This window comes from Pseudomonas nitroreducens (assembly GCF_010994165.1).
GTDB classification, from domain to species: domain Bacteria; phylum Pseudomonadota; class Gammaproteobacteria; order Pseudomonadales; family Pseudomonadaceae; genus Pseudomonas; species Pseudomonas nitroreducens.
The window spans coordinates 962,688-987,750 of record NZ_WMBX01000002.1; the positions used below are offsets into that span (position 1 = coordinate 962,688).

At 67.1% G+C, this 25,063-nt stretch carries 18 protein-coding genes; 11 read left to right on the forward strand and 7 right to left on the reverse strand.

Going from position 1 to position 25,063, the window contains the following annotated elements:
- The first annotated feature begins 48 nt into the window (after positions 1–48).
- The gene (locus tag GJV37_RS12265; protein WP_193452569.1) at positions 49–1,776 is read left to right on the forward strand and encodes a SulP family inorganic anion transporter; all 1,728 of its coding nucleotides are present in this window, start codon (positions 49–51) and stop codon (positions 1,774–1,776) included.
- A gap of 72 nt (positions 1,777–1,848) precedes the next feature.
- Here the strand turns inward: GJV37_RS12265 and GJV37_RS12270 are convergent, their stop codons facing one another.
- Positions 1,849–2,589 carry a hypothetical protein gene (locus tag GJV37_RS12270; protein ID WP_193452570.1) on the reverse strand — a complete coding sequence of 247 codons (741 nt, stop codon included), beginning with the start codon at positions 2,587–2,589 and terminating at the stop codon, positions 1,849–1,851.
- A 140-nt stretch (positions 2,590–2,729) separates the two neighbouring features.
- On the opposite strand from GJV37_RS12270, the gene katE reads away from it, so the two are divergent.
- The 3 genes from katE (at position 2,730) to ligD (ending at position 8,036) form a co-directional block, all read left to right on the forward strand.
- Complete coding sequence (gene katE, locus GJV37_RS12275; protein WP_193452637.1) at positions 2,730–4,952, forward strand: catalase HPII; 2,223 nt, start codon at positions 2,730–2,732, stop codon at positions 4,950–4,952.
- 120 nt (positions 4,953–5,072) lie between these two features.
- Positions 5,073–5,504 (forward strand): phosphotransferase system, HPr-related protein, encoded by a 432-nt coding sequence (locus GJV37_RS12280; RefSeq protein ID WP_193452571.1) that lies wholly within the window; start codon positions 5,073–5,075, stop codon positions 5,502–5,504.
- Positions 5,505–5,507: 3 nt separating this feature from the next.
- Positions 5,508–8,036, forward strand: coding sequence for a DNA ligase D (ligD, locus tag GJV37_RS12285; RefSeq protein WP_193452572.1), 2,529 nt, complete (start codon positions 5,508–5,510; stop codon positions 8,034–8,036).
- Positions 8,037–8,061: 25 nt separating this feature from the next.
- On the opposite strand, the gene GJV37_RS12290 is transcribed toward ligD, so the two are convergent.
- A complete protein-coding gene (locus GJV37_RS12290; RefSeq protein ID WP_054910690.1) occupies positions 8,062–8,439 on the reverse strand; it encodes a Rho termination factor N-terminal domain-containing protein in 378 nt (125 codons plus the stop codon).
- Between the two features lie 204 nt (positions 8,440–8,643).
- Between GJV37_RS12290 and GJV37_RS12295 the strand changes: the two genes are divergently transcribed.
- Positions 8,644–11,103, forward strand: coding sequence for a glycogen/starch/alpha-glucan phosphorylase (locus tag GJV37_RS12295; RefSeq protein WP_193452573.1), 2,460 nt, complete (start codon positions 8,644–8,646; stop codon positions 11,101–11,103).
- A gap of 4 nt (positions 11,104–11,107) precedes the next feature.
- Here the strand turns inward: GJV37_RS12295 and GJV37_RS12300 are convergent, their stop codons facing one another.
- Positions 11,108–11,512 (reverse strand): hypothetical protein, encoded by a 405-nt coding sequence (locus GJV37_RS12300; RefSeq protein WP_193452574.1) that lies wholly within the window; start codon positions 11,510–11,512, stop codon positions 11,108–11,110.
- 181 nt (positions 11,513–11,693) lie between these two features.
- Here GJV37_RS12300 and GJV37_RS12305 point away from each other — a divergent pair, with 181 nt between their 5' ends.
- The 6 genes from GJV37_RS12305 (at position 11,694) to glgB (ending at position 20,975) form a co-directional block, all read left to right on the forward strand.
- Positions 11,694–12,212: an MgtC/SapB family protein gene (locus GJV37_RS12305; protein ID WP_024762551.1), complete on the forward strand. Its 519-nt coding sequence runs from the start codon at positions 11,694–11,696 to the stop codon at positions 12,210–12,212.
- Positions 12,202–12,468: a hypothetical protein gene (locus GJV37_RS12310; RefSeq protein ID WP_024762552.1), complete on the forward strand. Its 267-nt coding sequence runs from the start codon at positions 12,202–12,204 to the stop codon at positions 12,466–12,468. The genes GJV37_RS12305 and GJV37_RS12310 overlap by 11 nt, the downstream gene beginning before the upstream one ends.
- Positions 12,456–13,337 (forward strand): non-homologous end joining protein Ku, encoded by an 882-nt coding sequence (gene ku, locus GJV37_RS12315; protein ID WP_024762553.1) that lies wholly within the window; start codon positions 12,456–12,458, stop codon positions 13,335–13,337. The genes GJV37_RS12310 and ku overlap by 13 nt, the downstream gene beginning before the upstream one ends.
- A 119-nt stretch (positions 13,338–13,456) precedes the next feature.
- Positions 13,457–15,439 (forward strand): alpha-1,4-glucan--maltose-1-phosphate maltosyltransferase, encoded by a 1,983-nt coding sequence (locus tag GJV37_RS12320; protein ID WP_193452575.1) that lies wholly within the window; start codon positions 13,457–13,459, stop codon positions 15,437–15,439.
- A gap of 17 nt (positions 15,440–15,456) precedes the next feature.
- Entirely contained in the window at positions 15,457–18,804 is a 3,348-nt protein-coding gene (gene treS, locus GJV37_RS12325; RefSeq protein ID WP_193452576.1) for a maltose alpha-D-glucosyltransferase, read from the forward strand.
- Positions 18,801–20,975: a 1,4-alpha-glucan branching protein GlgB gene (gene glgB / locus GJV37_RS12330; RefSeq protein ID WP_089285765.1), complete on the forward strand. Its 2,175-nt coding sequence runs from the start codon at positions 18,801–18,803 to the stop codon at positions 20,973–20,975. Before treS ends, glgB begins: the two co-directional genes overlap by 4 nt.
- A 158-nt stretch (positions 20,976–21,133) precedes the next feature.
- On the opposite strand, the gene GJV37_RS12335 is transcribed toward glgB, so the two are convergent.
- Genes GJV37_RS12335 through GJV37_RS12350 form a run of 4 tightly spaced genes read right to left on the reverse strand, consistent with a single transcriptional unit; the run spans position 21,134 to position 24,988 of the window.
- Positions 21,134–22,099 carry a lysylphosphatidylglycerol synthase domain-containing protein gene (locus GJV37_RS12335; RefSeq protein ID WP_024762556.1) on the reverse strand — a complete coding sequence of 322 codons (966 nt, stop codon included), beginning with the start codon at positions 22,097–22,099 and terminating at the stop codon, positions 21,134–21,136.
- Entirely contained in the window at positions 22,096–23,295 is a 1,200-nt protein-coding gene (clsB, locus tag GJV37_RS12340; RefSeq protein WP_024762557.1) for a cardiolipin synthase ClsB, read from the reverse strand. The genes GJV37_RS12335 and clsB overlap by 4 nt, the downstream gene beginning before the upstream one ends.
- Entirely contained in the window at positions 23,292–24,074 is a 783-nt protein-coding gene (locus GJV37_RS12345; RefSeq protein WP_024762558.1) for an endonuclease/exonuclease/phosphatase family protein, read from the reverse strand. The genes clsB and GJV37_RS12345 overlap by 4 nt, the downstream gene beginning before the upstream one ends.
- Positions 24,071–24,988 (reverse strand): DUF72 domain-containing protein, encoded by a 918-nt coding sequence (locus GJV37_RS12350; protein WP_065085288.1) that lies wholly within the window; start codon positions 24,986–24,988, stop codon positions 24,071–24,073. The genes GJV37_RS12345 and GJV37_RS12350 overlap by 4 nt, the downstream gene beginning before the upstream one ends.
- Positions 24,989–25,063: the final 75 nt, after the last annotated feature.

Consider the following 25,063-nt stretch of genomic DNA (forward strand, 5'->3'; position numbering starts at 1 on the left):
CTCCCATGCGCGGGCCTTCGCAGCAGCGACCCGGAGCCTTTCGACCCCATGCCCGATACCTCACCACGGCAATCCTCCCGCTTCGACTGGCAGCGTTGGCTGCCAGGGCTGGCCACCCTGTGCAACTACCAGGCGAGCTGGCTGCCCAGGGACCTGGCCGCCGGCCTGGTGCTGACCACCATGCTGGTGCCGGTGGGCATCGCCTACGCCGAGGCTTCCGGCGTACCGGGCATCTACGGGCTGTACGCGACCATCATTCCCTTGCTGGCCTATGCGCTGTTCGGCCCGAGCCGTATCCTCATGCTTGGCCCGGACTCCGCGCTGGCCGCGCCGATTCTTGCGGTGGTGCTGGTGCAGGCGGCTGGCGATCCGCAGCGGGCCATCGCCATCGCCAGCCTGATGGCGCTGGTCTCCGGCGTGGTCTGCATGGTCGCCGGGCTGCTGCGCCTGGGCTTCATCACCGAACTGCTGTCCAAGCCGATCCGCTACGGCTACATGAACGGCATCGCCCTGACGGTGCTGATCAGCCAGTTGCCCAAGCTGTTCGATCTTTCCGTCGAGAGCCGGGGGCCGCTGCAGGACCTCTGGTCATTGGGCCGGGCGCTGCTGGGCGGGCAGGCCAACTGGCCGAGTTTCGCGGTGGGTGGAGGCTGCCTGGTGCTGATCCTCGCACTCAAGCGCTACCGGCGCCTTCCGGGCATTCTCATCGCGGTGGTGCTGGCGACCCTGTCGGTCAGCCTGTTCGACCTCGGCAGCCGCGGCGTCAAGGTGCTCGGCGAGTTGCCCCAGGGGCTGCCAGGGTTTTCGTTTCCCTGGGTGAGCGGCATCGATCTGGTGGAAGTGCTGCTGGGCGGTATCGCCGTGGCGCTGGTGTCATTCGCCGACACCAGTGTGCTGTCGCGCACCTACGCGGCGAGGCTGAAGACGCCGGTGAACCCCAACCAGGAAATGTTCGGCCTGGGCGTGGCGAACTTCGCTTCCGGGCTGTTCCAGGGCATTCCCATCAGCAGCAGCTCCTCGCGTACGCCGGTCGCCGAGGCCGCAGGGGCAAAGACCCAGCTCACCGGCATCGTCGGTGCCCTGGCGGTGACCCTGTTGCTGCTGGCGGCGCCCAACCTGATGCAGCACCTGCCCACCAGTGCCCTGGCTGCGGTGGTGATCGCCGCGGCACTGGGGTTGTTCGAGTTCACCGACCTCAAGCGCATCTTCCGCCTGCAACAATGGGAGTTCTGGCTGTCCATGGGCTGCTTTGCCGGCGTGGCGGTGTTCGGGGCCATTCCAGGCATCTGTATCGCCGTGGTGATCGCGGTGATCGAGTTCCTCTGGGATGGCTGGCGACCGCACCATGCCGTGCTGGGCAGGGTGGACGGCGTACGTGGTTATCACGACGTAACGCGTTACCCGAATGCGCGGCGCATTCCCGGCCTGGTGTTGCTGCGCTGGGATGCGCCGCTGTTCTTCGCCAATGCCGAGCAGTTCCAGAACCAGGTACTGGCGGCGCTGAACCAGTCCCCCACGCCCGTGCAGCGCCTGGTGATCGCGGCCAGCCCGGTGACCAGCATCGATATCACCTCCGCCGACATGCTCGCCGAGCTGGACAAGATCCTGGAGCAACGCGGGGTGGAGTTGCAGTTCGCCGAGATGAAGGACCCGGTGAAGGACAAGATGAAGCAGTTCGAGCTGTTCGAGGGCCTGGGTGAATCGGCATTCCACCCCACGGTGGGCGCCGCCGTGGATGCCTACCTGGCCGACTCCGGCGTGGACTGGGAGCCTTAGGCGCCTGTCGATCAGACGGCGCCCAGGGCTACGGCGGAGCAGGGCGCAAGGCTCAACATGACGGTGGCGAATCTAGAGCTTCCAGATGGGGCCGTAGGTGCCAAAACACGCGTTCGATAGCGCCTGCTTGCGAACGCCGTGAGTCTGGTAGCCGCCGAATTCGTTGATTTCCAGGGTCAATTGCGGGGTCAGCTCCTTGCCGCTCTTGAGGCGGACGCTGTCGAACACCCGCAGCTTCTTGCCGGAATTGACCACGCTGGTCTCCATCCAGGCCTCGGGCGTACTGGCTTCATCCAGGCGAGCAAGCAGTGCGTTATAGAGGGGCAGGTAGCGACCGTCCGGAGCCTTGCAGTCGATGTTGATCTTCTTCACCAGGGCCTCGGCCTCGGCGGAGCTGAAATACAACCGGCTGCCAAAATCGCGCTGAAGCCTGTCGACGTAGGAACCCTGGTCGCCACCCGTTGCGGTGGCAACCGTCGCAACATCGGCGGCCTGCCCGGCAAGCTCAGCCTGGCAGGCCTGCCGGCTCTTGTAGAAGGTGTGCGAAACCCTGACGCCAGACGGTTTGTAGATTGCAGAAGCGATCAGTACCTGGCCGTCGGTACTCACCAGGTCGCCATCCGGAATGTACTCACCGCCCTTGCCCCAAACGCCATCCGGGAGACCACCAGGCCACTCGACGCAGGAGGGCTGCTGGATATCGCGGCGCAACTCGTAAACGCGCCCCTGGAGAAAGGCCTGCGTATTTTCGGCAACGCTCGGAAAAGATGTCAGCGACAGGCTGGATGCGATGAATAGCCGAGTCCAATTCAAGAAGCGTCTCCTTGTCGCCCGTCGACCTGTCGGCGGGCATTTGTGACTCAGGATAGCTGCGTATCGCGTCGACACAGGGCGAAGAAATCATCCGGAACGATCAGGGCGTCGCCGGGCCTGCTTCGCCAAATATCTGAACTCTGCGCCAGAGGTCTGTCCCAACAGGTAGAACCCGGCGCCGACGTCCATCCCAACAGGGCGCCATTCTGCATCCTGATGAGGAGGACCCTACCGTGGCCAAGAAACCCACCATCAAGCGAAGCGATCTGGCTGGCACCGACACCACCGACCGCAGCAACCGCAACGAGAAGATCGAGCAACTGGAGCCCTACCGCGAGGACGCCACGGGGGAGGCGCTCACCACCAATACCAACGTGCGCATCGCCGATAACCAGAACAGCCTGCGCGCAGGGGAGCGCGGACCTTCGCTGCTGGAAGACTTCATCCTGCGGGAGAAGATCACCCACTTCGACCATGAGCGGATTCCCGAGCGCATCGTGCATGCGCGGGGCGCAGCGGCCCATGGCTATTTCGAATGCTACGAGGACTGGAGCCAGCTGACCAAGGCGGCGTTTCTCGGCAAGGCGGGCCTGCGTACGCCGGTGTTCGTGCGCTTCTCCACCGTGCAGGGGCCGCGCGGGTCGGCGGACACGGTGCGCGACGTTCGCGGCTTCGCGGTGAAGTTCTATACCGAGGAGGGCAACTACGACCTGGTTGGCAACAACATGCCGGTGTTCTTCATCCAGGATGCGATCAAGTTTCCCGACTTCGTCCACGCGGTGAAGCCCGAGCCGCACAACGAGATTCCTACCGGCGGTTCGGCCCATGACACCTTCTGGGACTTCGTCTCGCTGACGCCCGAGTCCGCGCACATGGTCATGTGGGCCATGTCGGACCGCGCCATTCCGATTTCCCTGCGGCATATCCAGGGCTTTGGCGTGCATACCTTCCGTCTGATCAATGCGGCGGGCGACAGTGTGTTCGTCAAGTTCCACTGGCGGCCGAAGTCCGGTGTCTGCTCGCTGGTCTGGGACGAAGCGCAGAAGCTGGCCGGCAAGGATGCGGACTTCCATCGCCGCACCCTATGGGACGACATCGAAAGCGGCGACTACCCCGAATGGGAGCTGGGCGTGCAGGTGATCGCCGAAGCCGACCAGGACAAGTTCGACTTCGATCTGCTCGATCCCACCAAACTGGTGCCCGAGGAGCTTGTTCCCGTGAAGCTGCTGGGCCGCATGGTGCTGAACCGCAACCCGGACAACTTCTTCGCCGAAACCGAGCAGGCGGCGTTCCACCCCGGCCATGTGGTGCCGGGCATCGATTTCAGCAATGACCCGCTGCTGCAGGGGCGGCTGTTCTCCTATACCGACACCCAGCTGTCGCGCCTTGGCGGGCCGAACTTCAACCAGATTCCGATCAACCAGCCGCTGTGCCCGTTCCACAACAACCAGCGCGACGGCCTGCACCAGCACATGCTGCACAAGGGCCGCGCCGCCTACGAACCCAATTCCATCGACAACGGCTGGCCCAAGGAAACCCCGCCCGCCGCGCGCCACGGCGGTTTCACCAGCTATCCGGAAACCATGACCGGCACCAAGGTCCGCGTACGGGCCGATTCCTTCGCCGACCATTTCACCCAGGCCGCGCTGTTCTACCACAGCCTCAGCGAGGCGGAGCAGGGCCATGTGGTTTCGGCCTATGCGTTCGAGCTGTCGAAGGTCGAGCGAATGGCGATTCGCGAGCGCGAGGTCAACCAGATTCTCGCCAATATCTGCCCGAAACTTGCCGAGCGCGTGGCCCAGCGTATCGGGGTGAAACTCACCAACAGGAAGGCCAAGGTTCCGCAGCCCAAGCCATCGCCGGCCTTGAGCCAGGCCAACCTGCTGGCCGGCGATATCCGCTCCCGCAAGGTGGCGATCCTGGTCGCCGATGGCGTCAAGGAAAGCGACGTCAAGGGCTTGCAGGATGCGCTGAAAAAGGCGGGGGCGAGCGCCAAGCTGATCGGCCCCAGTGCCGCCCCGGTGAAGTCCGAAACGGGTTCGGCGCTGGTGCCCGATGCCAGCTGGGACGGCCTGCCGTCGGTGGCTTTCGACGCGGTGTTCGTGCCCGGCGGCGCGAAATCCGTGCAGGCCATCGGTAGCGATGGCCGCGCGCTGCACTACCTGCTGGAGGCGTACAAGCACCTCAAGCCGCTGGCATTCGCCGGCGACGCCGGGAAGCTGCCGGCGCAGCTCGGCCTGCCCGCGGATGAAGGGGTGATCGACGGCAAGTCCGCCAGGGAAGTATTCGGCAAGTTGCAGGAGGCCTTGCTGCAGCACCGCATCTGGGGCCGCGAGGCCCATGCCGGGAAGATCCCTGCCTGAGCGGAGGGGCGGCGGCCGATGCTGCCGCCCCGTGCCCACCGGGCAGTCAACCTGAACTCCAGCCGCTGGTTCGGCTCAACCGGCCGACAGCCTTTGTCCGAGAACCGCAGGAGAGTCGCCATGACTGAACGACGCCAGCAACACATCGAGATCGACGATACCGAGGACCGCATGGGCAGCGTGCGCGAACTCGACTTCGAGAAACAGCCGGAAGGCCGCATTGGCGACGAGCGCTCGCCGCAGGAGGTGGAGCGCGAATTCCCGCCGCAGCGCCGTCGCGAGATGGGCATGACCGGCGGCGAGACGCTGGGCGACAGCGCCGTCGAGGATGGCGTCAGCATGGATGACCTGGCACCGGAAACCCTGATCGACGAGGACGAGTCCGAATCCCCGCTCGATCCGCCGTCCGGCAAGCCGGCAGACCGCGACCTGCGCATCGTCCGCGGCAACGAGATCGGCGCGGGCGGCGGGCTGGACGAGGCCGAGGAAGGCCGTGTGCACCCGCTGGACGGCAAACCCTGGGACGCCTCCGACCCCGACGAGGAACAGTGATCCATGGCCGGGGCCAAAGCCGTCAAGGACAGCACCCTGAAGGAATACGCGCGCAAACGCGACTTCAGCGGCACTCCCGAGCCACGGGGCGAAACGCCGGCGGACCGGGAAGGGGAGGCTGCCTTCGTCGTGCAGAAGCACGACGCGAGCCACCTGCATTACGACTTCCGCCTCGAACTCGATGGCGTGCTCAAGAGCTGGGCGGTGCCCAAGGGCCCCTGCCTCGATCCCAGCGTGAAGCGCCTGGCCATCGAGGTGGAGGATCATCCGCTGGACTACGCGGGCTTCGAAGGGCATATCCCGGAAGGTCATTACGGTGCCGGCGACGTGATCGTCTGGGACGAGGGCCGCTGGATGCCCATTGGCGATCCCCACGAAGGCCTCGGCAACGGCCATCTCAAGTTCCGCCTGGCGGGCAGCAAGCTGACCGGCAGCTGGAACCTGATCCGCACCCGCATGGCCGGGCGGCAGCCGCAGTGGTTCCTGATCAAGGGGCGGGATGACCAGGCACGGGACTACCCGCGTTACGACATCCTCGCCGAGCAGCCGCTGAGCGTCGTCACCGGAAAGGCATTGCCCGGCGAGGTTGCGCAGCGCAAGCAGGCTTCGGCAAAGCGCTCCAGGCCGGTGCAGCCTGCGAAGAAAAGAGCGGCGGGCAACGCCAGCCTGCCGGCGGCCATGTCTCCCGAACTCGCCACTCTGGTGGACGCGCCACCGGCAGGCGACTGGCGCTACGAGATCAAGCTCGATGGCTACCGCCTGCTTGCCCGGCTCGACGGCGGCCAGATCAAGTTGCTGACCCGCAACGGCCACGACTGGTCGAAGAAGCTGCCCGAACTGTGCGCGGCGCTGGCGGCACTGCCGGTGACGTCCGCCTGGCTGGACGGCGAGATACTGGTGATGGACGAGGAGGGCCGACCGGACTTCCAGCGCCTGCAGAATGCCTTCGATGCCGCGGTCTCGGCGCCCATCCACTACACCTTGTTCGACCTGCTCTGGCTGGATGGCGAGGATTACCGCAACAAGCCCCTGGAGCAGCGGCGCCAGGCGCTGGCACAGGTCCTGCGCGGCAATGGCGATGATCGCCTGCGCTATTCCGAGGACTTCACCGACGACCCGCGCAGCATCCTCGACAGCGCCTGCCGGCTCGGCCTGGAAGGGCTGATCGGCAAGCGTGTGGGCAGCCTCTATACGGGGAAACGCTCCTCCGACTGGATCAAGCTCAAATGCAAGCGCCGGCAGGAGTTCGTGATCGTCGGCTACAGCGCACCCAAGGGCTCGCGCTCGTCTTTCGGCGCCTTGCTGCTCGGGCTGCACGACGAGAATGGCGAGCTGCGCTACGCCGGCAAGGTGGGCACCGGTTTCAGCGCGGCCAGCCTGAAGAGACTGCATCGGCAGTTCCAGCCGCTACAGCGCAAGACCTGCCCGCTGCGGGAGCCGCCCAAGGGAGCCGAGGCCAAGGGCGTGACCTGGCTGCGTCCGGAGTTGCTGGGCGAAGTTGCCTTCGCCGAGATCACCCGTGAAGGCAGGGTGCGCCAGGCGGTGTTCCACGGTCTGCGCAGTGACAAGCCGGCTGAGGCGATAGTCGAGGAAAAACCGAAGAAGGCTGCCCGCGCCGTCGCTGCCAGACCGTCGCGCTCGAACAGCGGCAATGTCCTGGAGGGCGTGACCATCACCCATCCCGAGCGAGTGGTCGATCCCACCAGCAAGCTGCGCAAGATCGATGTGGTGCGCTACTACGACAAAGCCGCGGAATCCCTGCTGCCCTGGCTGGCCGACCGTCCGGTGTCCCTGGTGCGGGCGCCCGATGGTGTGGCGGGCGAGCAGTTCTTCCAGCGCCATGCCTCGCGTACCGGGATCCCCGGCGCCGAACAACTGGACCCGCAGCTTGACCCCGGTCACGCACCGCTGCTGCGCATCGCCTCGGCCAAGGCGCTGGTGGGCGCCGCGCAGATGGGTGCGCTGGAGCTGCATACCTGGAACGCCGCGCTCGATGACCTGGAGAAACCCGACCGCTTCGTCCTGGACCTTGACCCCGATCCGGCGCTGCCCTGGCAGCGGATGATCGAGGCGACCCAGTTGACCCTCACGCTGCTGGACGAACTCGGCCTGACAGCCTTCCTCAAGACCAGCGGCGGCAAGGGCATGCACATCCTCGTGCCGCTGCAGCGGCACCATGGCTGGGATGAAGTGAAGGACTTCGCCCATGCGATCAGCCGACACATGGCCCGGCTGATGCCGGACCGCTTCAGCGCCGTATCGGGGCCGAAGAATCGCGTCGGGAAGATTTTCATCGATTACCTGCGCAACAGCCGGGGCGCCAGCACGGTGTGCGTGTGGTCGGTACGTGCACGGGAGGGGCTGCCGGTCTCGGTGCCGATCAGTCGCCATGAGCTTGCCAGGCTCAAGTCGGCACACCAATGGACCCTCGCGAATGTCGACGAGCGTCTGGCAGGCGCCGACCCCTGGGCCGACTGGGCGAAGACCCGGCAACGGTTGAGCGCAAGGATGCGCGGCAAACTGGACGGCTGAGGACGCTAAAACGACACCTCCCGGCTCAGGTGGCTTTTCGCAAGGCGTCTATCAGTTGCTGCTTGCGCATGCTGGAGCGCCCGGCGATGTGCCGGGTGCGCGCACGATTGAGCAGCTCGGCCTTGGTCATGGATTCCAGCGGCTGGTCGGGGCGCGGCACGCCGTGTTTGCTGGCAACGGCGCGACGGGCCGAGCTCTTGCGCGCAGCGGCCTTGGCGGTGGCGCTTTTCTGCTGGCCCGAGCCGCCCTTGCGCTCGCCGCCGCCGGACTGCTTGTTCACGGTCGCCCAGGCTCGCGCCTCGGCTTCCGCCCTGGGCACGCCGCGCTCTTCGTAGCTTTCCTCGATGTGCTCGGCCTTGCGCTTCTGCTTCTCGGTGTACTTGCCTTTGTCGCCGCGGGGCATGGCGGTTCTCCTGTCTCTGATTACCTGGCAGCCCTTTGCCAAGGGCCACATGAGGGGAGAAACCGCTCGTCGCCGATGGTTCGGCGTTTCTGATGAACGGGCCGTGCCGGTCGGCGAAAAGGTCTGAACTCATGGATTTCACCGGGGACTGATGCACTGGGCACCTCGCGTACCCGCAGCCACCGGCAACCAGAGGAGACGGCAATGGCCCTGGACAGCATTCCCGATCAGTCGGAAGTCGAGACCTTCAAGCATGCGGTGCTCACCCGCCTGCGCTACGCAGTCGGCAAGGACCCGGCCGACGCTTTCGACCACGACTGGTTCGAGGCGGTGGCCCTGGCCGCACGCAAATACCAGGTCGACAACTGGGAGGAAACCACCCGCGCCATCGACCGCAGCGCCCGCAAGCACGTCTACTACCTGTCGCTGGAGTTCCTCATCGGCCGCCTGCTGATCGACAACCTGAGCAACCTGGGGTTGCTGGAGGTGGCGCGCCAGGCCCTTTCGGAGCTGGGCGTGGACCTCGACCGCGTACGCCTGCTGGAGCCCGACGCCGCGCTGGGCAACGGCGGCCTGGGGCGGCTCGCCGCCTGCTTCATGGAGAGCATGGCGACGCTGGACATCCCCGCCCACGGTTACGGCATCCGCTACGAGCACGGCCTGTTCAAGCAGGTGATCGGCGACGGCTGGCAGCAGGAGCACACCGAAACCTGGCTCGACTTCGGCAACCCCTGGGAATTCGAACGGCCCGAGTGCAGCTTCAGCGTCGGCTTCGGCGGCAGCGTCCACAGCGAGCGCGACGCCCGCGGCGTCGAGCGGCAACGCTGGGAGCCGGCCGAGCGCGTGCGCTCGGTGGCCTACGACATGCCGGTGGTGGGCTGGCGCACCGCCAGCGTGAACACCCTGCGCCTGTGGCGCGCCCGTGCCGAGGAAACCCTGCGGCTGGACCGTTTCAATGCCGGCGACCACCTGGGGGCGGTGGCGGATACGGTGCGTGCGGAAAGCATCTCGCGGGTGCTCTACCCGGCGGACAGCACCGAGGCGGGCCAGGAACTGCGCCTGCGCCAGGAATTCTTCTTCGTCAGCGCCTCGCTGCAGGACCTGATGCAACGGCACCTGGGGCAGGGCGAGGACGTCTTCGGCCTGCCCGAGCGGGTGGCCATCCAGCTCAACGACACCCACCCGGCCATCGCCGTCGCCGAACTGATGCGCCTGCTGCTGGACGAGCGCAGCCTGGACTGGGACGACGCCTGGGCGCTGACGGTAGCGACCCTGTCCTATACCAACCACACGCTGCTGCCCGAGGCCCTGGAATCCTGGCCGGTGAGCCTGATGGAGCGCCTGCTGCCGCGGCACATGCAGATCATCTACCTGATCAATGCCTTCCATATCGACGCGCTGCGTGCCAAGGACATCCACGATTTCGCCCTGCTGCGCTCGGTCTCGCTGATCGAGGAGGACCACGGCCGCCGCGTGCGCATGGGCAACCTGGCGTTCCTCGGCTCGCACAGCGTCAACGGCGTGTCGGCGCTGCACACCGACCTGATGCGCGAGACGGTGTTCCGCGACCTGCACCGGCTCTACCCGGAGCGCATCAGCAACAAGACCAACGGCGTGACCTTCCGCCGCTGGCTGTTCCAGACCAACCCGGAACTGACCCGGCTGCTGATGGAAAACCTCGGCGACGAGGTACTCGACGAGCCCGAGCAGTATCTGCCGGCGCTGGCCGAGCTGGTGGAGAAGTCCTCGGTGCGCCAGCGCTTCGCCCAGCAGCGGCGCAATGCCAAGGAACGCCTGGCGGCGCTGGTCGAGGAGCGCCTTGGCGTGCGCATCGACCCGGACGCGCTGTTCGACGTCCACGTCAAGCGCATCCACGAATACAAGCGCCAGTTGCTCAATCTGCTGCATACCGTGGCGCTCTACCAGGACATCCGCAACGACCCGACCACCGACCGCGTGCCACGGGTGAAGATCTTCGCCGGCAAGGCGGCGCCCAGCTACACCGTGGCCAAGCTGATCATCAAGCTGGCCAACGACATCAGCCGGATGGTCAACGGCGACCCCACGGTGCGCGGGCGGCTCAAGGTGGTATTCATCCCCAACTACAACGTCAGCCTGGCGGAATCGATCATCCCGGCGGCGGACCTGTCCGAGCAGATTTCCACGGCGGGGCTGGAGGCCTCCGGCACCAGCAACATGAAGTTCGCCCTCAACGGCGCGCTGACCATCGGCACGCTGGACGGCGCCAACGTCGAGATGTGCGAGCGCATCGGCGCGGAAAACATGTTCATCTTCGGCCTCAAGGCCAAGCAGGTGGAGGCACGCAAGCGCGCTGGCGACTTGTCGATGCATGCCGAGATCGCCGCCTCGCCGCGGCTGGAGGAGGCGCTGCGGGCGATCAGCTCCGGGGTGTTCTCACCGGACGATCCGCAGCGCTATACCGGCCTGGTCGATGCGCTGGTCAGCGACGACCGCTTCCTGGTCTGCGCCGATTTCGACGCCTACTGGGACGCCCAGGAAAAGGTCGAGGAGCTTTGGCGCAAACCGGCGCGCTGGTGGAAGGCCTCCATGCTCAATACCGCCAGGGTCGGCTGGTTCTCCTCGGACCGGACCATCCGCGAGTACGCCAGGGATATCTGGAAGGTGCAGGCCGCGGAGGACTGAGCCGTCACCAGAAACCGCCGGCATGCCGGCGGGAGGCGTAGTCCAAATGCAGCGCGAAAGCCTCCTGGAAGAATTCCAGCAGGCGGGTGTCGAGCACCCTCTCGTTGAGCGAAGCGATGGAGCCGACCACCCGCTGCACGTCGGCATCGGTCTCGCCGCAGCGGTTCTCATGGCACAGCCGCTGCGTGCTCGGGTCGGCGCTGATGCGACAGACGCAGTCGGCTGCCTGGCAGGCATCGCGCACGGACAACACCAGCTCGGGCAGGTGGCGCCGACCCTCTCGCAGCTCGACGCTGCACTCCAGGCCGTGGTCGCGGGCGAACTCGCCGGCTCGGGCGAAGGCCGGCAGGGCGACCTCCACGAGGGCCTTCTGGTATTCGTTGGCGAAACGCTTGGGATCGATGCTCATTCCGGTCTCCGGTGCTGAGGGTGCGTTGGCCGGCAGTGCTGCGCCGGGTATGAGCGATGGACCGCGCCGGTGGCGAGGTGCACGGATTTTCCGCCGGGCGGTGGAATCGCCGGCGAATTTTCAGCAAACCAATTGCACGGTCGGCGGGTCTGCACCCTTAAGAGGGACTGCGGAGCCTGTCATGGACACGTTGGATCGCATCTGGGTGACGCTGGTCGCCGAATTCTCCGACCTGAGTGAAGTCGAGCAGATCACCCGCGCCTCGCTGCGCCTGACGCTCGCCGTGGTGCTGGGCGGCGTGGTCGGCTACGAGCGGGAAAGCCAGGGCAAGGCCGCCGGCTTGCGCACCCACATGCTGGTCACCCTGGGCGCTGCGCTGTTCGTGATGGCGATCCATGAGGGCGGTGCGCAGGCCGATGCGGTCAGCCGGGTGATCCAGGGGATCGCCGCCGGTATCGGCTTCCTTTGCGCCGGCACCATCCTCAAGGGCAGCCAGGTGTCCGAGGTGAAGGGACTGACCACCGCCGCCGGGCTGTGGCTGAGCACGGCCATCGGGATCAGCGTCGGGCTCGGGCACTCCGCCACGGCAGTGCTGGGTACGCTGCTCGCGCTGCTGGTGCTGCATGTTCTGCCACGCTGGCTGGAACGCAACCGACCGCCTGCCGAGCAGGCGGCGAGAGAGGACCGCGATGTTCCGTGAATTCGCCCAGGCCTGTGCCTGGACCGATGCGATGCTGGAGAACGGCTGCTACACCGGCCTGATCGAGTACCAGGTGACCCGCCAGGGCGCGCCGGTCGAGGTGCTCTGGGTCTATGCACCCGGCAGCCGCAACGTGTCGGAGGCGGAGTGGCAGGCGCAGCGCATGCTCGAGCGGATCAGCGACATCGACAGCGCCGGCCGCGTGCATTTCGACGACGGCATCATCCTGCAGGAGAGTTACCCATGGCCCGTGTGATCTGGAAAGGCGCCATCAGCTTCGGCCTCGTGCACATCCCGGTGGCGCTCAACAGCGCCGCGCGTTCCAGCGCCACCGACTTCGACTGGCTGGACGAGCGCAGCCTGGAACCGGTGGGCTACAAACGGGTGAACAAGATCACCGGCAAGGAGGTGCCCAGGGAACACATCGTCAAGGGCGTGGAGCTGGAGAAGGGCCGCTACGTGGTGATCAGCGAAGAGGAGATTCGCGCCGCGCGGCCCGAGGCGACCCAGACCATCGACATCCTCGGCTTCATCGAGATCGCCGAGATTCCCGTGGCGTTCTACGACTCCCCGTATTACCTGACGCCCGAGAAGCGCGGCGAGAAGGTCTACGTGCTGCTGCGCGATACCCTGCGGAAGACCGGCAAGGCGGCGGTCTGCCAATTGGTGATGCACAGCCGTCAGCACCTGGCGATGCTGCGCGACGACGGCGATGCCATCCTGCTGATGACCCTGCGCTGGCCGGCGGACGTGCGCGAGGTGGACGAACTGGGCCTGGCGCTGGACAAGGTCAAGCTGGACAAGCGTGAAACCGAAATGGCCGAACGCCTGGTCAAGGACATGAGCGGCCGCTGGTCGCCCGCGGATTACCAGGACGAGTTCAGCGCCGAAATCCACCGCCTGGTGGAGCAGAAGGCCGCCAGGGGCCAGCTGGAGAACGTGCCGCAGGCCCAAGCGAAAGCCAGCGAAGGTGCCGACATCATCGACCTCACCGAATTGCTCAAGCGCAGCCTCAAGGGCGCAGCAAAACCGCGCAGCGCCGCCAGCGCCGCGAAGAAAACGACCGCTACGCCGGCGAAGAAGAGTGCCACGAGCAAGGCCGCGCCCAGGCGCAAGAGCTCCTGAAACGACCACTGGCGCAATTAGCCTGAACTTGCCGAAGCCCTGCCGTTCCCAATGCCTGTAGCGAGCAATCCACCCACGAGCGCGCATCCGGCGCGCACCGCAGCGAGGAGGGCGCCGCGATGGAACTGGAGAATCCGGCCGACCGGGCCGAGGTTGCCGCCAACGAGGCGCGCATCGTCATCGAAGAGGTAGCGCCGCGCCTGGAAGGGGGGCGCTTCGCCGCCAAGGCCATCGCCCACCGGGCCTCGCGCATCCATGCGCGGATCTTTGCCGATGGCCACGACAAGCTGGCCGCCGAGGTCGCCTGGCGCGAAGGCAAGGGCCAGCCCTGGCAGAAAACACCCCTGCAGCACCTGGGCAACGATCACTGGGAGGCCGATATCACGCCGACCCGAATTGGCCGCACGGAATTCATCGTCCTGGCCTGGATCGACAGCTACGCCAGCTTCCGCTACGAACTGGAGAAGAAATACGCCGCCGGCCAGCTGCTGGACCTGGAGTTCCGCGAGGGCCTCGACCTGTTCCAGGAGGCACTGCACCACGCGCCACAGGAGGGCGCGGCGGAGCTGGGCGAAATCCTCCGCAGCCTGCAGGACACCACCGAGCGGGAGGCGCGCTTCGGCCTATTCATGGCCCCGCGGACCCTGGAGCTGATGCAGCGCGCCGAACACCGTCCGCACCTGACCCGCAGCCTTACCTTCGAGCTGGACGTGGAGCGCCCGCTGGCCGGGTTCGCCAGCTGGTACGAGCTGTTCCCGCGCTCGGAAAGCCCGACACCCGGCCAGCACGGCACCTTTGCCGACGTTCACCGGCGGCTGCCGGAGATCGCCGCCATGGGCTTCGACGTGCTGTACTTCCCCCCGATCCACCCCATCGGCCGCACCCACCGCAAGGGCCGCAACAACAGCCTGCAGGCCGGCCCCGACGACCCTGGCAGCCCCTACGCCATCGGCAGCGAGGAGGGCGGCCATGACGCCGTGCACCCCGAGCTGGGCAGCCTGGACGACTTCCGCGCTCTGGTGGACGCCGCCCGCGGGCACGGCCTGGAGATCGCCCTGGATTTCGCCATCCAGTGCTCGCCGGACCACCCCTGGCTGCGCGAGCACCCCGGTTGGTTCAGCTGGCGCGCGGACGGCAGCATCCGCCACGCGGAGAATCCGCCGAAGAAGTACGAGGACATCGTCAACGTCGATTTCTACGCCGCCGACGCCATTCCCGATCTCTGGCTCGGCCTGCTGGGTGTGGTGCAGGGCTGGGTGGAGCAGGGCGTCAACCTGTTCCGCGTCGACAACCCGCACACCAAGCCGCTGCCGTTCTGGGAATGGCTGATCGCCGAAGTGCGCCGCGAGCACCCGCAGGTGATCTTCCTCGCCGAGGCCTTCACCCGGCCGGCGATGATGGCGCGCCTGGGCAAGGTCGGCTTCAGCCAGAGCTACACCTACTTCACCTGGCGCAACACCAAGGCGGAGCTGGAGGAGTACCTCACCGAACTGAATGAGCCGCCGCTGCGCGACTGCTACCGGCCGAACTTCTTCGTCAACACGCCGGATATCAACCCCTACTTCCTGCAACGCTCCGGCCGCGCGGGTTTCCTCATCCGCGCCGCCCTGGCGACCATGGGCTCGGGGCTGTGGGGGATGTATTCGGGCTACGAGCTGTGCGAGGCCGACCCGGTGCCGGGCAAGGAGGAGTACTTCGACTCCGAGAAGTACCAGCTGCGCCAGCGCGACTACCACGCGCCCGGCAACATCGTCGGCGAGATCACCCGGCTCAATCGCATCCGCCGCGAGAACCCGGCGCTGCACAGCCACCTGGGCTTCAAGGCCTACCCCGTCTTCAACGACAACATCCTGCTGTTCGGCAAGCGCAGCGCCGACCTGTCCAACTTCATCCTGGTGGCGGTCAGCCTCGATCCGGAGCACGCCCAGGAGGCGGACTTCGAGCTGCCGCTGTGGGAATTCGGCCTGCCCGATGACGCGCCCATGGGCGGCGAAGACCTGATGAATGGTCACCGCTGGACCTGGCACGGCAAGCGCCAGTGGATGCGCATCGAGCCCTGGCACCTGCCGTTCGGCATCTGGCGCCTGCATCCCGAGCAATGACTTCCAGGAGCGCGACCATGGCCAAGCGCAAGACCCGCCCCTTTCTCGATGACCCGCTCTGGTACAAGGACGCGGTCATCTACCAGTTGCACGTAAAGTCCTTCTTCGATGCCAACAACGACGGCATCGGCGATTTCCGCGGCCTGATGGAGAAGCTCGACTATATCGCCGAGCTGGGCGTGAACACCCTCTGGCTGTTGCCGTTCTACCCCTCGCCACGGCGTGACGATGGCTACGACATCGCCATGTACAAGGGCGTCCACCCGGACTACGGGACCCTGGCCGACGCCCGCCGCTTCATCGACGCGGCGCACCAGCGCGGCCTGCGGGTGATCACCGAACTGGTGATCAACCACACCTCCGACCAGCACCCCTGGTTCCAGCGCGCGCGGCGGGCGAAGAAGGGCTCGCAGGCGCGCAACTGGTACGTCTGGTCCGACGATGACAGCAAGTACGCGCAGACGCGGATCATCTTCATCGACAGCGAGCAGTCCAACTGGACCTGGGACCCGGTGGCCGAGCAGTACTTCTGGCACCGCTTCTACTCGCACCAGCCGGACCTCAATTTCGACAATCCCCAGGTGCTGCGCGCGGTACTCGGGGTCATGCGCTACTGGCTGGACATGGGCGTCGACGGGCTGCGCCTGGACGCCATCCCGTACCTGATCGAACGCGACGGCACCAACAACGAGAACCTTCCCGAGACCCACGTGGTGCTCAAGCGCATCCGCGCCGAGCTGGATGCGCACTACCCGGACCGCATGCTGCTGGCCGAGGCCAACCAGTGGCCGGAGGATACGAGGCCGTATTTCGGCGCAATGGACGGTGCCACCGAGGGCAGCACCGGCGATGAATGCCACATGGCCTTCCACTTCCCGCTGATGCCGCGCATGTACATGGCCATCGCCCAGGAAGACCGCTTCCCGATCACCGACATCCTGCGCCAGACGCCGTCGATTCCGGACAATTGCCAATGGGCGATCTTCCTGCGCAACCACGATGAGCTGACCCTGGAGATGGTCACCGACGACGAGCGCGACTACCTCTGGAACTACTACGCCGCCGACCGCCGCGCGCGCATCAACCTGGGTATTCGCCGCCGTCTCGCCCCGCTGGTGGAGCGCGATCGCCGACGCATCGAACTGCTCCACAGCCTGCTGCTGTCGATGCCCGGCACGCCGACCCTGTACTACGGCGACGAGATCGGCATGGGCGACAACATCTACCTGGGCGACCGCGACGGCGTGCGCACACCGATGCAGTGGTCGGTGGACCGCAATGGCGGCTTCTCGCGCGCGGACCCCGCCAGCCTCGTGCTGCCGCCGATCCTCGACTCGCTCTACGGTTACCAGAGCGTCAATGTCGAGGCCCAGGCGCGCGACCCGCACTCGCTGCTCAACTGGATGCGTCGCATGCTGGGTGTCCGCAAGCAGCAGAAGGCCTTCGGCCGTGGCAGCATCAGCATGCTGTCGCCGCCCAACCGGCGCATTCTTGCGTACCTGCGCCAGTACCGCCCGGAGGGCGAGGGTGCCAGCGAGGAGAGCATCCTCTGTGTCGCCAACCTGTCCAGTGCCGCCCAGGCGGTCGAGCTGGACCTGTCGGCCTTTGACGGCCGTGTCCCGGTGGAAATGCTCGGTGGCTCGTCCTTCCCGCCGATCGGGCGGATGACCTACCTGCTGACCCTGCCGCCCTATGGCTTCTACTGGTTCTACCTGGCCGACAGCCAACAGATGCCGGCGTGGCACGTGAAGCCGGTGGAGCGCATGCCCGAACTGCCGACCCTGGTACTGGCCCAGCGCCTGGCGGAGATCGCCAGCGGTGCGCCGCGCGAGCTGCTGGAGAGCGACTCGCTGCCACGCTACCTGCCCAAGCGCCGCTGGTTCGCCAGGGGGCGGCTGGAGGCCGGCAGCGCCCGTCTGCTCTACGCCATGCCGCTGGGCGAGGCCGATGCCGCACCAATGCTGGCGGAAGTGGAAGTCAATGGCGCGGACGGCGCCGAGCATTACCAATTGCCGCTGGCCGCCGTGTCGGAGAAGGGCGCCGCCGGCAACGATCTGCCCCAGCAACTGGCCCTGGCCCGGCTGCGCCGTGGGCGCAAGGTCGGCCTGCTCACCGATGCCTTCGCCTTGCCGGCGTTCAGCCGTCTGGTGCTGCGCCTGTTGCGCGAGACCTCGACGATGCAGGGCCCTGCGGGCGAGCTGCAGTTCCTGCCACAGCCGGGGCTGCTGCAGTACGGCGACATCGACGATGAAGCGGAAATCCGCGTGCTCGGCGTCGACCAGTCCAACAGCTCTGCGCTGATCGGCAACAAGCTGCTGCTCAAGCTGCTGCGCCGGGTGTTCCCCGGCGTGCACCCGGAAGCCGAGATGGGCGGTTACCTGAGCCGCCGCGGCTTTGCCAACATTGCACCGCTGCTGGGCGAGGTGCGCCGCATCGACGCCCTGGGCCAGCCGCATACCTTGTTGCTGCTGCAGGGTTACCTGAGCAACCAGGGCGATGCCTGGAGCTGGACCCTGAACCAGCTGGAGCGCGCCATGCGCGACGGCCTGTCGCCGGCAGTGGAAACACCCGGGCCGGAGTTCGATGTCATGGAGGAACTGCGCCTGTTCGCCGGACGGCTTGGCCAGCGCCTGGGTGAAATGCACCAGCTACTGGCCGAAGCCACCGACGAGCCGGAGTTCGGCCTGCACCGCAGCGGTGCTGTCGACAGCGGAGCCTGGAGCAACAGCATCGGCGCGCAGCTCGAACAGGCGCTGGAGACCCTGCGCCACGCCCGCGCGAGCCTGGACGAGCAGGGCGGCGCGATGGCCGACTGGCTGCTGGAACAGCGCGGGGAACTGCTGCAGGCCATCGGCAACCTGGCGCGGCTGGCGGAGGGCGGCGTGATGATCCGCGTCCATGGCGACCTGCACCTGGGCCAGGTCCTGGTGGTGCAGGGCGATGCCTTCCTGATCGATTTCGAGGGCGAGCCGAATCGCCCGCTGGTCGAACGCCGCCAGCGCCACAGCCCGTTGAAGGACGTTACCGGCGTACTGCGCTCCTTCGACTACGCCGCCGCCATGGCCCTGCGCAGCGCCCAGGGCACCGAGGCGCCGGCCGAGGTCCAGGCGGCCAGGGCGGAGCTGGCCCTGCGCTACCGTCGCGACGCCCGCGACGCCTTCCTCGAAGCCTACCGGGCGGCCGCCGCCGGCCTGCCCCATGAATGGCACGGCCGTGAGGGGGAGGGCGCCGCCCTGGCACTGTTCAGCCTGGAAAAGGCCACCTACGAAGTGCTCTACGAAGCCGGCCACCGCCCCGACTGGCTGGAAGTCCCCCTGCAAGGGCTGTTCGAACTGGCACGACACTTACTCGGAGGACGCACATGACCCTGCGCAGCGACCTGGACCACCTGCAGCGTGGCGATCACGCCGATCCCTTTGCCTTCCTCGGCCCGCACCGCGACGAAGGCGGCGAGCAGGTGCGCGCCTGGCTGCCGGGTGCGCTGGCAGTGGAATTGCTGTCGCCGCAGGACGAGATCCTCGCCGCCATGGACGCAGTGGACGCCAGCGGGCTGTTCGTCGCCCGCCTGCCGGCCAAGGCACCGTACCGCCTGCGGATCCACTGGCCGGAGCACGAGCAGGTGAATGAAGACCCTTACGCGTTCGGGCCATCGATCAGCGAACTGGATCTCTACCTGTTCGCCGAGGGCAACCACCGCCAACTGGGCAAATGCCTGGGCGCCCAGGCGATGCAGATCGACGGCGTGCCAGGCGTGCGCTTCGCCGTCTGGGCGCCGAATGCACGGCGGGTGTCGGTGGTCGGCGATTTCAATGGCTGGGACGGCCGCCGCCACCTGATGCGCCTGCGCTATCCCGCTGGCGTCTGGGAGCTGTTCATCCCGCGCCTGCAACCGGGCGAGGTCTACAAGTACGAACTGCTCGGTCCGGATGGCCTGCTGCCGCTCAAGGCCGACCCCGTGGCGCTGGCCACCGAAATGCCGCCTGCCACCGGCTCGCGCGTGCCGGACCCGACGCCTTTCCCCTGGCAGGACCAGTCGTGGATGCAGCAACGCCGCGAGCGCCAGGGCGTGGACCGGCCGCTGTCGATCTACGAACTGCACGCCGGCTCCTGGCAATGGGTGGAGAACCGCGCGCCGACCTGGGATGAGCTGGCCGACCGGCTGATCCCCTACATCAGCGACCTGGGCTTCACCCACATCGAACTCATGCCGATCATGGAGCACCCCTTCGGCGGCTCCTGGGGCTACCAGCCGCTTTCGCTGTTCGCGCCCACCGCACGCTACGGCAGCCCGGCGGACTTCGCGCGCTTCGTCGACCGCTGCCACCAGGCCGGAGTCGGCGTGATCCTCGACTGGGTACCGGCGCATTTCCCCACCGACGCCCACGGCCTGGCGCACTTCGACGGCACCGCGCTGTACGAATACGCACATCCCTTCGAGGGCTTCCACCAGGACTGGGATACCTACATCTACAACCTCGGCCGCAACGAGGTGCACGGCTTCATGCTGGCCTCGGCGCTGCATTGGCTGCGCGAGTACCACATCGACGGGCTGCGGGTGGATGCCGTGGCGTCGATGCTCTATCGCGATTACTCGCGCAAGGACGGCGAATGGATCCCCAACCAGCACGGTGGCCGCGAGAACCTCGAGGCCATCGAATTCCTCCGTCACCTCAACAGCGTGGTACAGGCCGAGGCGCCGGGCGCCCTGGTGATCGCCGAGGAATCCACCGCCTGGCCGGGCGTCAGCCGCTCCACCGAGGAGGGCGGCCTGGGCTTTGCCTACAAGTGGAACATGGGCTGGATGCACGACAGCCTGGCGTACATCCGCGAGGACCCGATCAACCGCGGCTACCACCACCAGAAGCTGACGTTCGGCCTGCACTACGCCTTCTCCGAGCACTTCATCCTGCCGATCTCCCATGACGAGGTGGTGCACGGCAAGGGTTCGCTGCTGGGCAAGATGCCAGGCGACCGCTGGCAACAGTTCGCCAACCTGCGCTTGTACCTGGCCTTGATGTGGACCCATCCGGGCAAGAAGTTGCTGTTCATGGGCTGCGAGTTCGGCCAGTGGCGCGAGTGGGACCACGACGGCCAACTGGACTGGTACCTGCTGCGCTACGCCGAGCACTTCGGCGCGCAGGCGCTGATCCGCGAGCTCAACCGGCTGCTGCGCGAAGAGCCCGCGCTGCACGCCTTCGACGACCGGGCCGAGGGCTTCCACTGGCTGATCGGCGACGACCAGCGCAACAGTGTCTACGCATGGCTGCGCCTGGCCGGCGACGGCGCGCCGGTACTGGTCGTGCACAACTTCACGCCGGTGCCGCGCCCGCACTATCTCGTTGGCGTGCCGCTGCCTGGGCGCTGGGAGGTGCTGCTCAACAGCGACGCCGACTCCTTCGGCGGCTCCGGCGCGGGCAGTCGCGGGATGGTGGAAAGCGATCCGCAGGAATCCCATGGGCAGGCACAGTCCCTGGCGCTGGACCTGCCGCCGCTGGGCTGCCTGATCCTCCGGCCCGAAGGGCATGGTCAGCCCTAGCGCGGCGTCAAAACGATCGCGGACAGCGTTCGCACACGAGCCCCTCTCCCGCAAGCGGGAGAGGGGCTCGTGTGGGGCAGGATGACTCTTCGGCGACAGCCGGCGGGGCCTGCTCCAACTCCCTTGGGGCGGCTGCGTATCGTCGAATCGCAACGGCGTCACGAAGCGCGCGCCGCCTCCCGTCGCTCATCCCGGCGCTTGAGCTTCTTCGCGTGGCGCTCCAGCCACAGGTAGACCGCGCAGGCCAGCAGCAGTGGTATGAGAAAATACAGCAGCCGATAGCCGATCAGTGCCGCCACCAGTTCGCCGCGGGAGAAGTGGTCGCGCAGCACGGTGATGAACACGGTCTCAATCACCCCCAGCCCGGCCGGCACGTGCAGGACGACGCCGGCGATGCTGCTGATCATCAGGGTCGCCAGCACCTCCGGGTAGCTCGCCGAAGCGGGCAGCAGGCTGTAGATCAGCAGCGCCATCATCGACCAGTTGCTCGCCCCGAAAAGGCCCTGCAGGGCGGCCAGCCGCCAGCTCGGCAGCTTGAGCCGGTAGCGTTTCCAGCCCCAGGCGCGGCGGCGGGCAAAGCGACAGGCCAGCAGGTAGGCCGCGCCCAGCACCAGCAGCAGAACGCCGATGGCCCGCAAGCCACCCTGGCCGAGGGACCAGCTCTGCGGCAGGTCGGGGAAGCCGCAGACGAACAGCCCGCCGGCCAGCAGCAGATAGCCGTACCAGTTGGTGATCAGGCTGAAGGTGAGGATGCGCGTGATGTCCCCGGTACTCATGCCCAGTCGCCCGTAGAGGCGGTAGCGCAGGGCGATGGCGCCGACCCAGGAGCTGAGGTTGAGGTTGAACGCATTGCAGACGAAGGCCACGGTGAACACCCGCCGCACCGGCAGCGGATGGCCGATATAGAAGCGGCTGAGCACGTCGAAGCTGCTGAAGATGGCGTAGCTGCAAAGGGCAATCAGCATGCCTAGCGCCAGGGTGCTCGGTCTGTACTCGCGCAGCAGGCGGAACACCTCGTCCCAGTCGGTGGCGCGCAGCAGCAGGAACAGCAGCACCGGCAGGGCGATCAGCAGGGCAATGTTGAAAACGCGGTTGGCGCGCTTCCAGAAGCGCTTGCGGTTCATGGCTGCACCTGCGACTGGCCGGGCTCTTCGTCGAGACTGGCGGGGCTGAGAATCTGCCGGTGCGCCGGCAATTGCCCGGCGATCGCCGGGAAGTGGCGCAGGAAGTGGAAGCTGGCGAATACCAGCGGCGCCCGCCACCAGTAGCCACGCCGCGCATACTGGCGGGTGACGCGGCGGCAACTCTGGTTGGCCAGTTGCTCCAGGTGGTCGTCCAGCCCGGCGCAGAAGTCGCCGTCCTCGATCATCAGGTTGCCTTCCAGGTTCAGCGACAGGCTCAGCGGGTCGAGGTTGCTCGAGCCCACCGTCGCCCAGCGCCGGTCCGCCACTGCGACCTTGCCGTGCAGCGGGCGGTCGCAGTATTCGTGGATTTCCACGCCATCGCGCAGCAGGGTGTCGTAGAGCAGCTTGCTGCACAGCCGCACCAGCGGCATGTCCGGTAGCCCCTGGAGGATCAGCCGCACCCTGACCCCGCGCCTGGCTGCATCGCGCAGGGCGCGCAGCAGGCGATAGCCGGGGAAGAAGTAGGCGTTGGCGATCAGCAGCCGCTCCTTCGCCTGGCCGATGGCGCGCAGGTAATGCTGCTCGATCTCGGTGCGGCGGTAGAGGTTGTCGCGGATTGCCAGGCAGGTTCGGCATGGGCCGGCCACGCCGCCGGGATGCACGGCGTCGGCGGCGGGAATGTCACCATACTGGCTGAGCAGTTCCAGGCAGGCGCGGCGGACGTCTCCCACGCCGGGGCCCTCGATCCGCACTGCGTAGTCCTGCTTGGCCATGGGGCCGAAGTCGGCCAGGTGGTCGGCGCTGAAATTGATCCCGCCGACGAAGGCCTGCGCGCCATCGACTACCACGTGCTTGCGATGCAGGCGGCGGAACAGGTTGGTACGCATGCCCAGCAGCGGCGGCTGCGGGTCGAACAGGTGCAGGCGTACGCCGGCGTCCAGCAGGCCGCCCAGGTAGCTCGCGTCCAGGTCCGGCGTGCCGTAACCGTCCGCGATCACTTCGACACGCACGCCGCGCCCGGCTGCATCGATCAGTACCTGGCGCAGACCACGGCCCACCTTGTCGTCGCGCAGGATGAAGGTTTCCAGCAGCACCTCGTGCCGCGCCTGCTCGATGGCGCGAAAGACGCTGGGGAAGAAATCCTCGCCATTGATCAGCAGTTCGACCCGGTTGCCGTCGCGCCATACCTCGTTCATAGCGAAACCTCGGCGAGCAGCGGCAGGTGATCGGACAGATGCGGCCAGGGCTTGCGGTTGAGCACCTCGCTCAGGGTGACCCGCAGGTGCCGCACATAGATGCGGTCCAGCCGCAGCAGGGGCCAGCGCGCCGGAAAGCTGCGCGGCTCGCCGCCACTGGCCGGGAATGCCGGCTGCAGGCCGCAGCCGGCCAGAACGCCGGTGGCGCGGCAGCGCCAGTCATTGAAGTCGCCCGCGACGATGACCGGGTCGTTGGCCGGCAGTTCGCCTATCAGGGCGCAGAGCAGCTGCAGTTGCCGTTGCCGCTGTGCTTCATGCAGGCCCAGGTGCACGCACACCGCGTGCAGGGCGCGCTCGCCGGGCAGGTCGATCTGTGCGTGGAGCAGGCCGCGCTCCTCGGTGCCGGCCTCGGAGACGTCGCGATTGTCCCAGCTGCGGATCGGCAGGCGCGAGAGCAGGGCGTTGCCGTGGTGGCCTTCGGGATAGACGGCGTTGCGTCCGTAGGCGAAGGCCGGCCACATGCTGTCGGCGAGGAACTCGTACTGTGGTCCGCTCGGCCAGTTCGGATGGCGTTCGGCGTGCAACTGGTGTTCGCCGTGGACTTCCTGGAGAAACACCAGGTCCGCCGAGGTGGCGCGCACCGCATCGCGCAGTTCGTGGAGGATGAAGCGGCGGTTGAAGGCGTTGAAACCCTTGTGGGTGTTCACCGTAAGCATCCGCAGCCGCGTATTGCCCTGCTCAGCGGCGGGCACCAGAGGGGCGCGTTCGGCCTGGCTCATGCCCAGTCTCCCGCCGGTTGGCCGGGTTCCTGTCGCCCCTTGAGCTGCAGATCGAGCAACCTCATCAGCTTGCTGGCGTCGTAGGGCGCGCGGACCTTGATGTCGTTGTCGAAATAGCAGAACACCTCGCGCTGCCGGCGATCGCCGCGGGTGGCGCCGTCGAACAGCTCCGCGTCGGCGGGTTGCAGCCCGCGCCGCCAGCGGGCTACGCGCTCGCTCCAGCGCTGGAGGGCGGCGTCGCCATAGCCGCTGGCGTAGAGTTCCTTGTCGCCGTGCAGGCGCAGGTAGACGAAGTCCCTGGCGGTGAGGTCCTCGCCGTAAGGCCACTTGCGCGGTGCGTCGGCGAAGACCAGGGCGACGCCGTGCTGACGCAACTGCCGGGCGAATTGTGCGCAGGCGAAGCTGGCATGGCGAACTTCCATGGCATGACGCAGCGGGCGCCGCTTCAGCGACCGGGGCCAGTGCGGCGGCCGACGGCTGGCGGAGGCCTTCGCCAGGTCCAGCGCGGCCTCGCTGGTGCGCGGCAGCAGCGCCAGAAAGCTTTCCACCACGTCCTCGTCGTACTGCAGGCTGGGCGGCAGTTGCCAGAGCAGCGGCCCGAGCTTCTCGCCCAGCTCCAGGGGGCCGGAGGCGAAGAAGTTGGCGAGTCCTTCCTCGGCATCGCGCAGGCGCCTGATGTGGGTGATGTAGCGCGGGCCCTTGAGGCTGAAGACGAAACCTTCGGGCGTGTCCTGCGCCCACCGGCGGTAATACTCGGGCTTCTGCAGCGAGTAGAAGGAGCCGTTCAACTCGATGCTGTTGAAGGCGCGGGAGGCGTAGCGCAGCTCGTCCTTCTGGCGCAGTCCCTGCGGGTAGAAGTCGCCGCGCCAGGGCGCATAGCGCCAGCCGGAAATGCCGATGTGCAGGGCCTTCATCGGCTCAGCCCGCCGGGTGGCGGAGGCTTGGGCGGGAGGCGGCTGGTGGCATCGGGTTCTCCTTCGGCGGTGGTT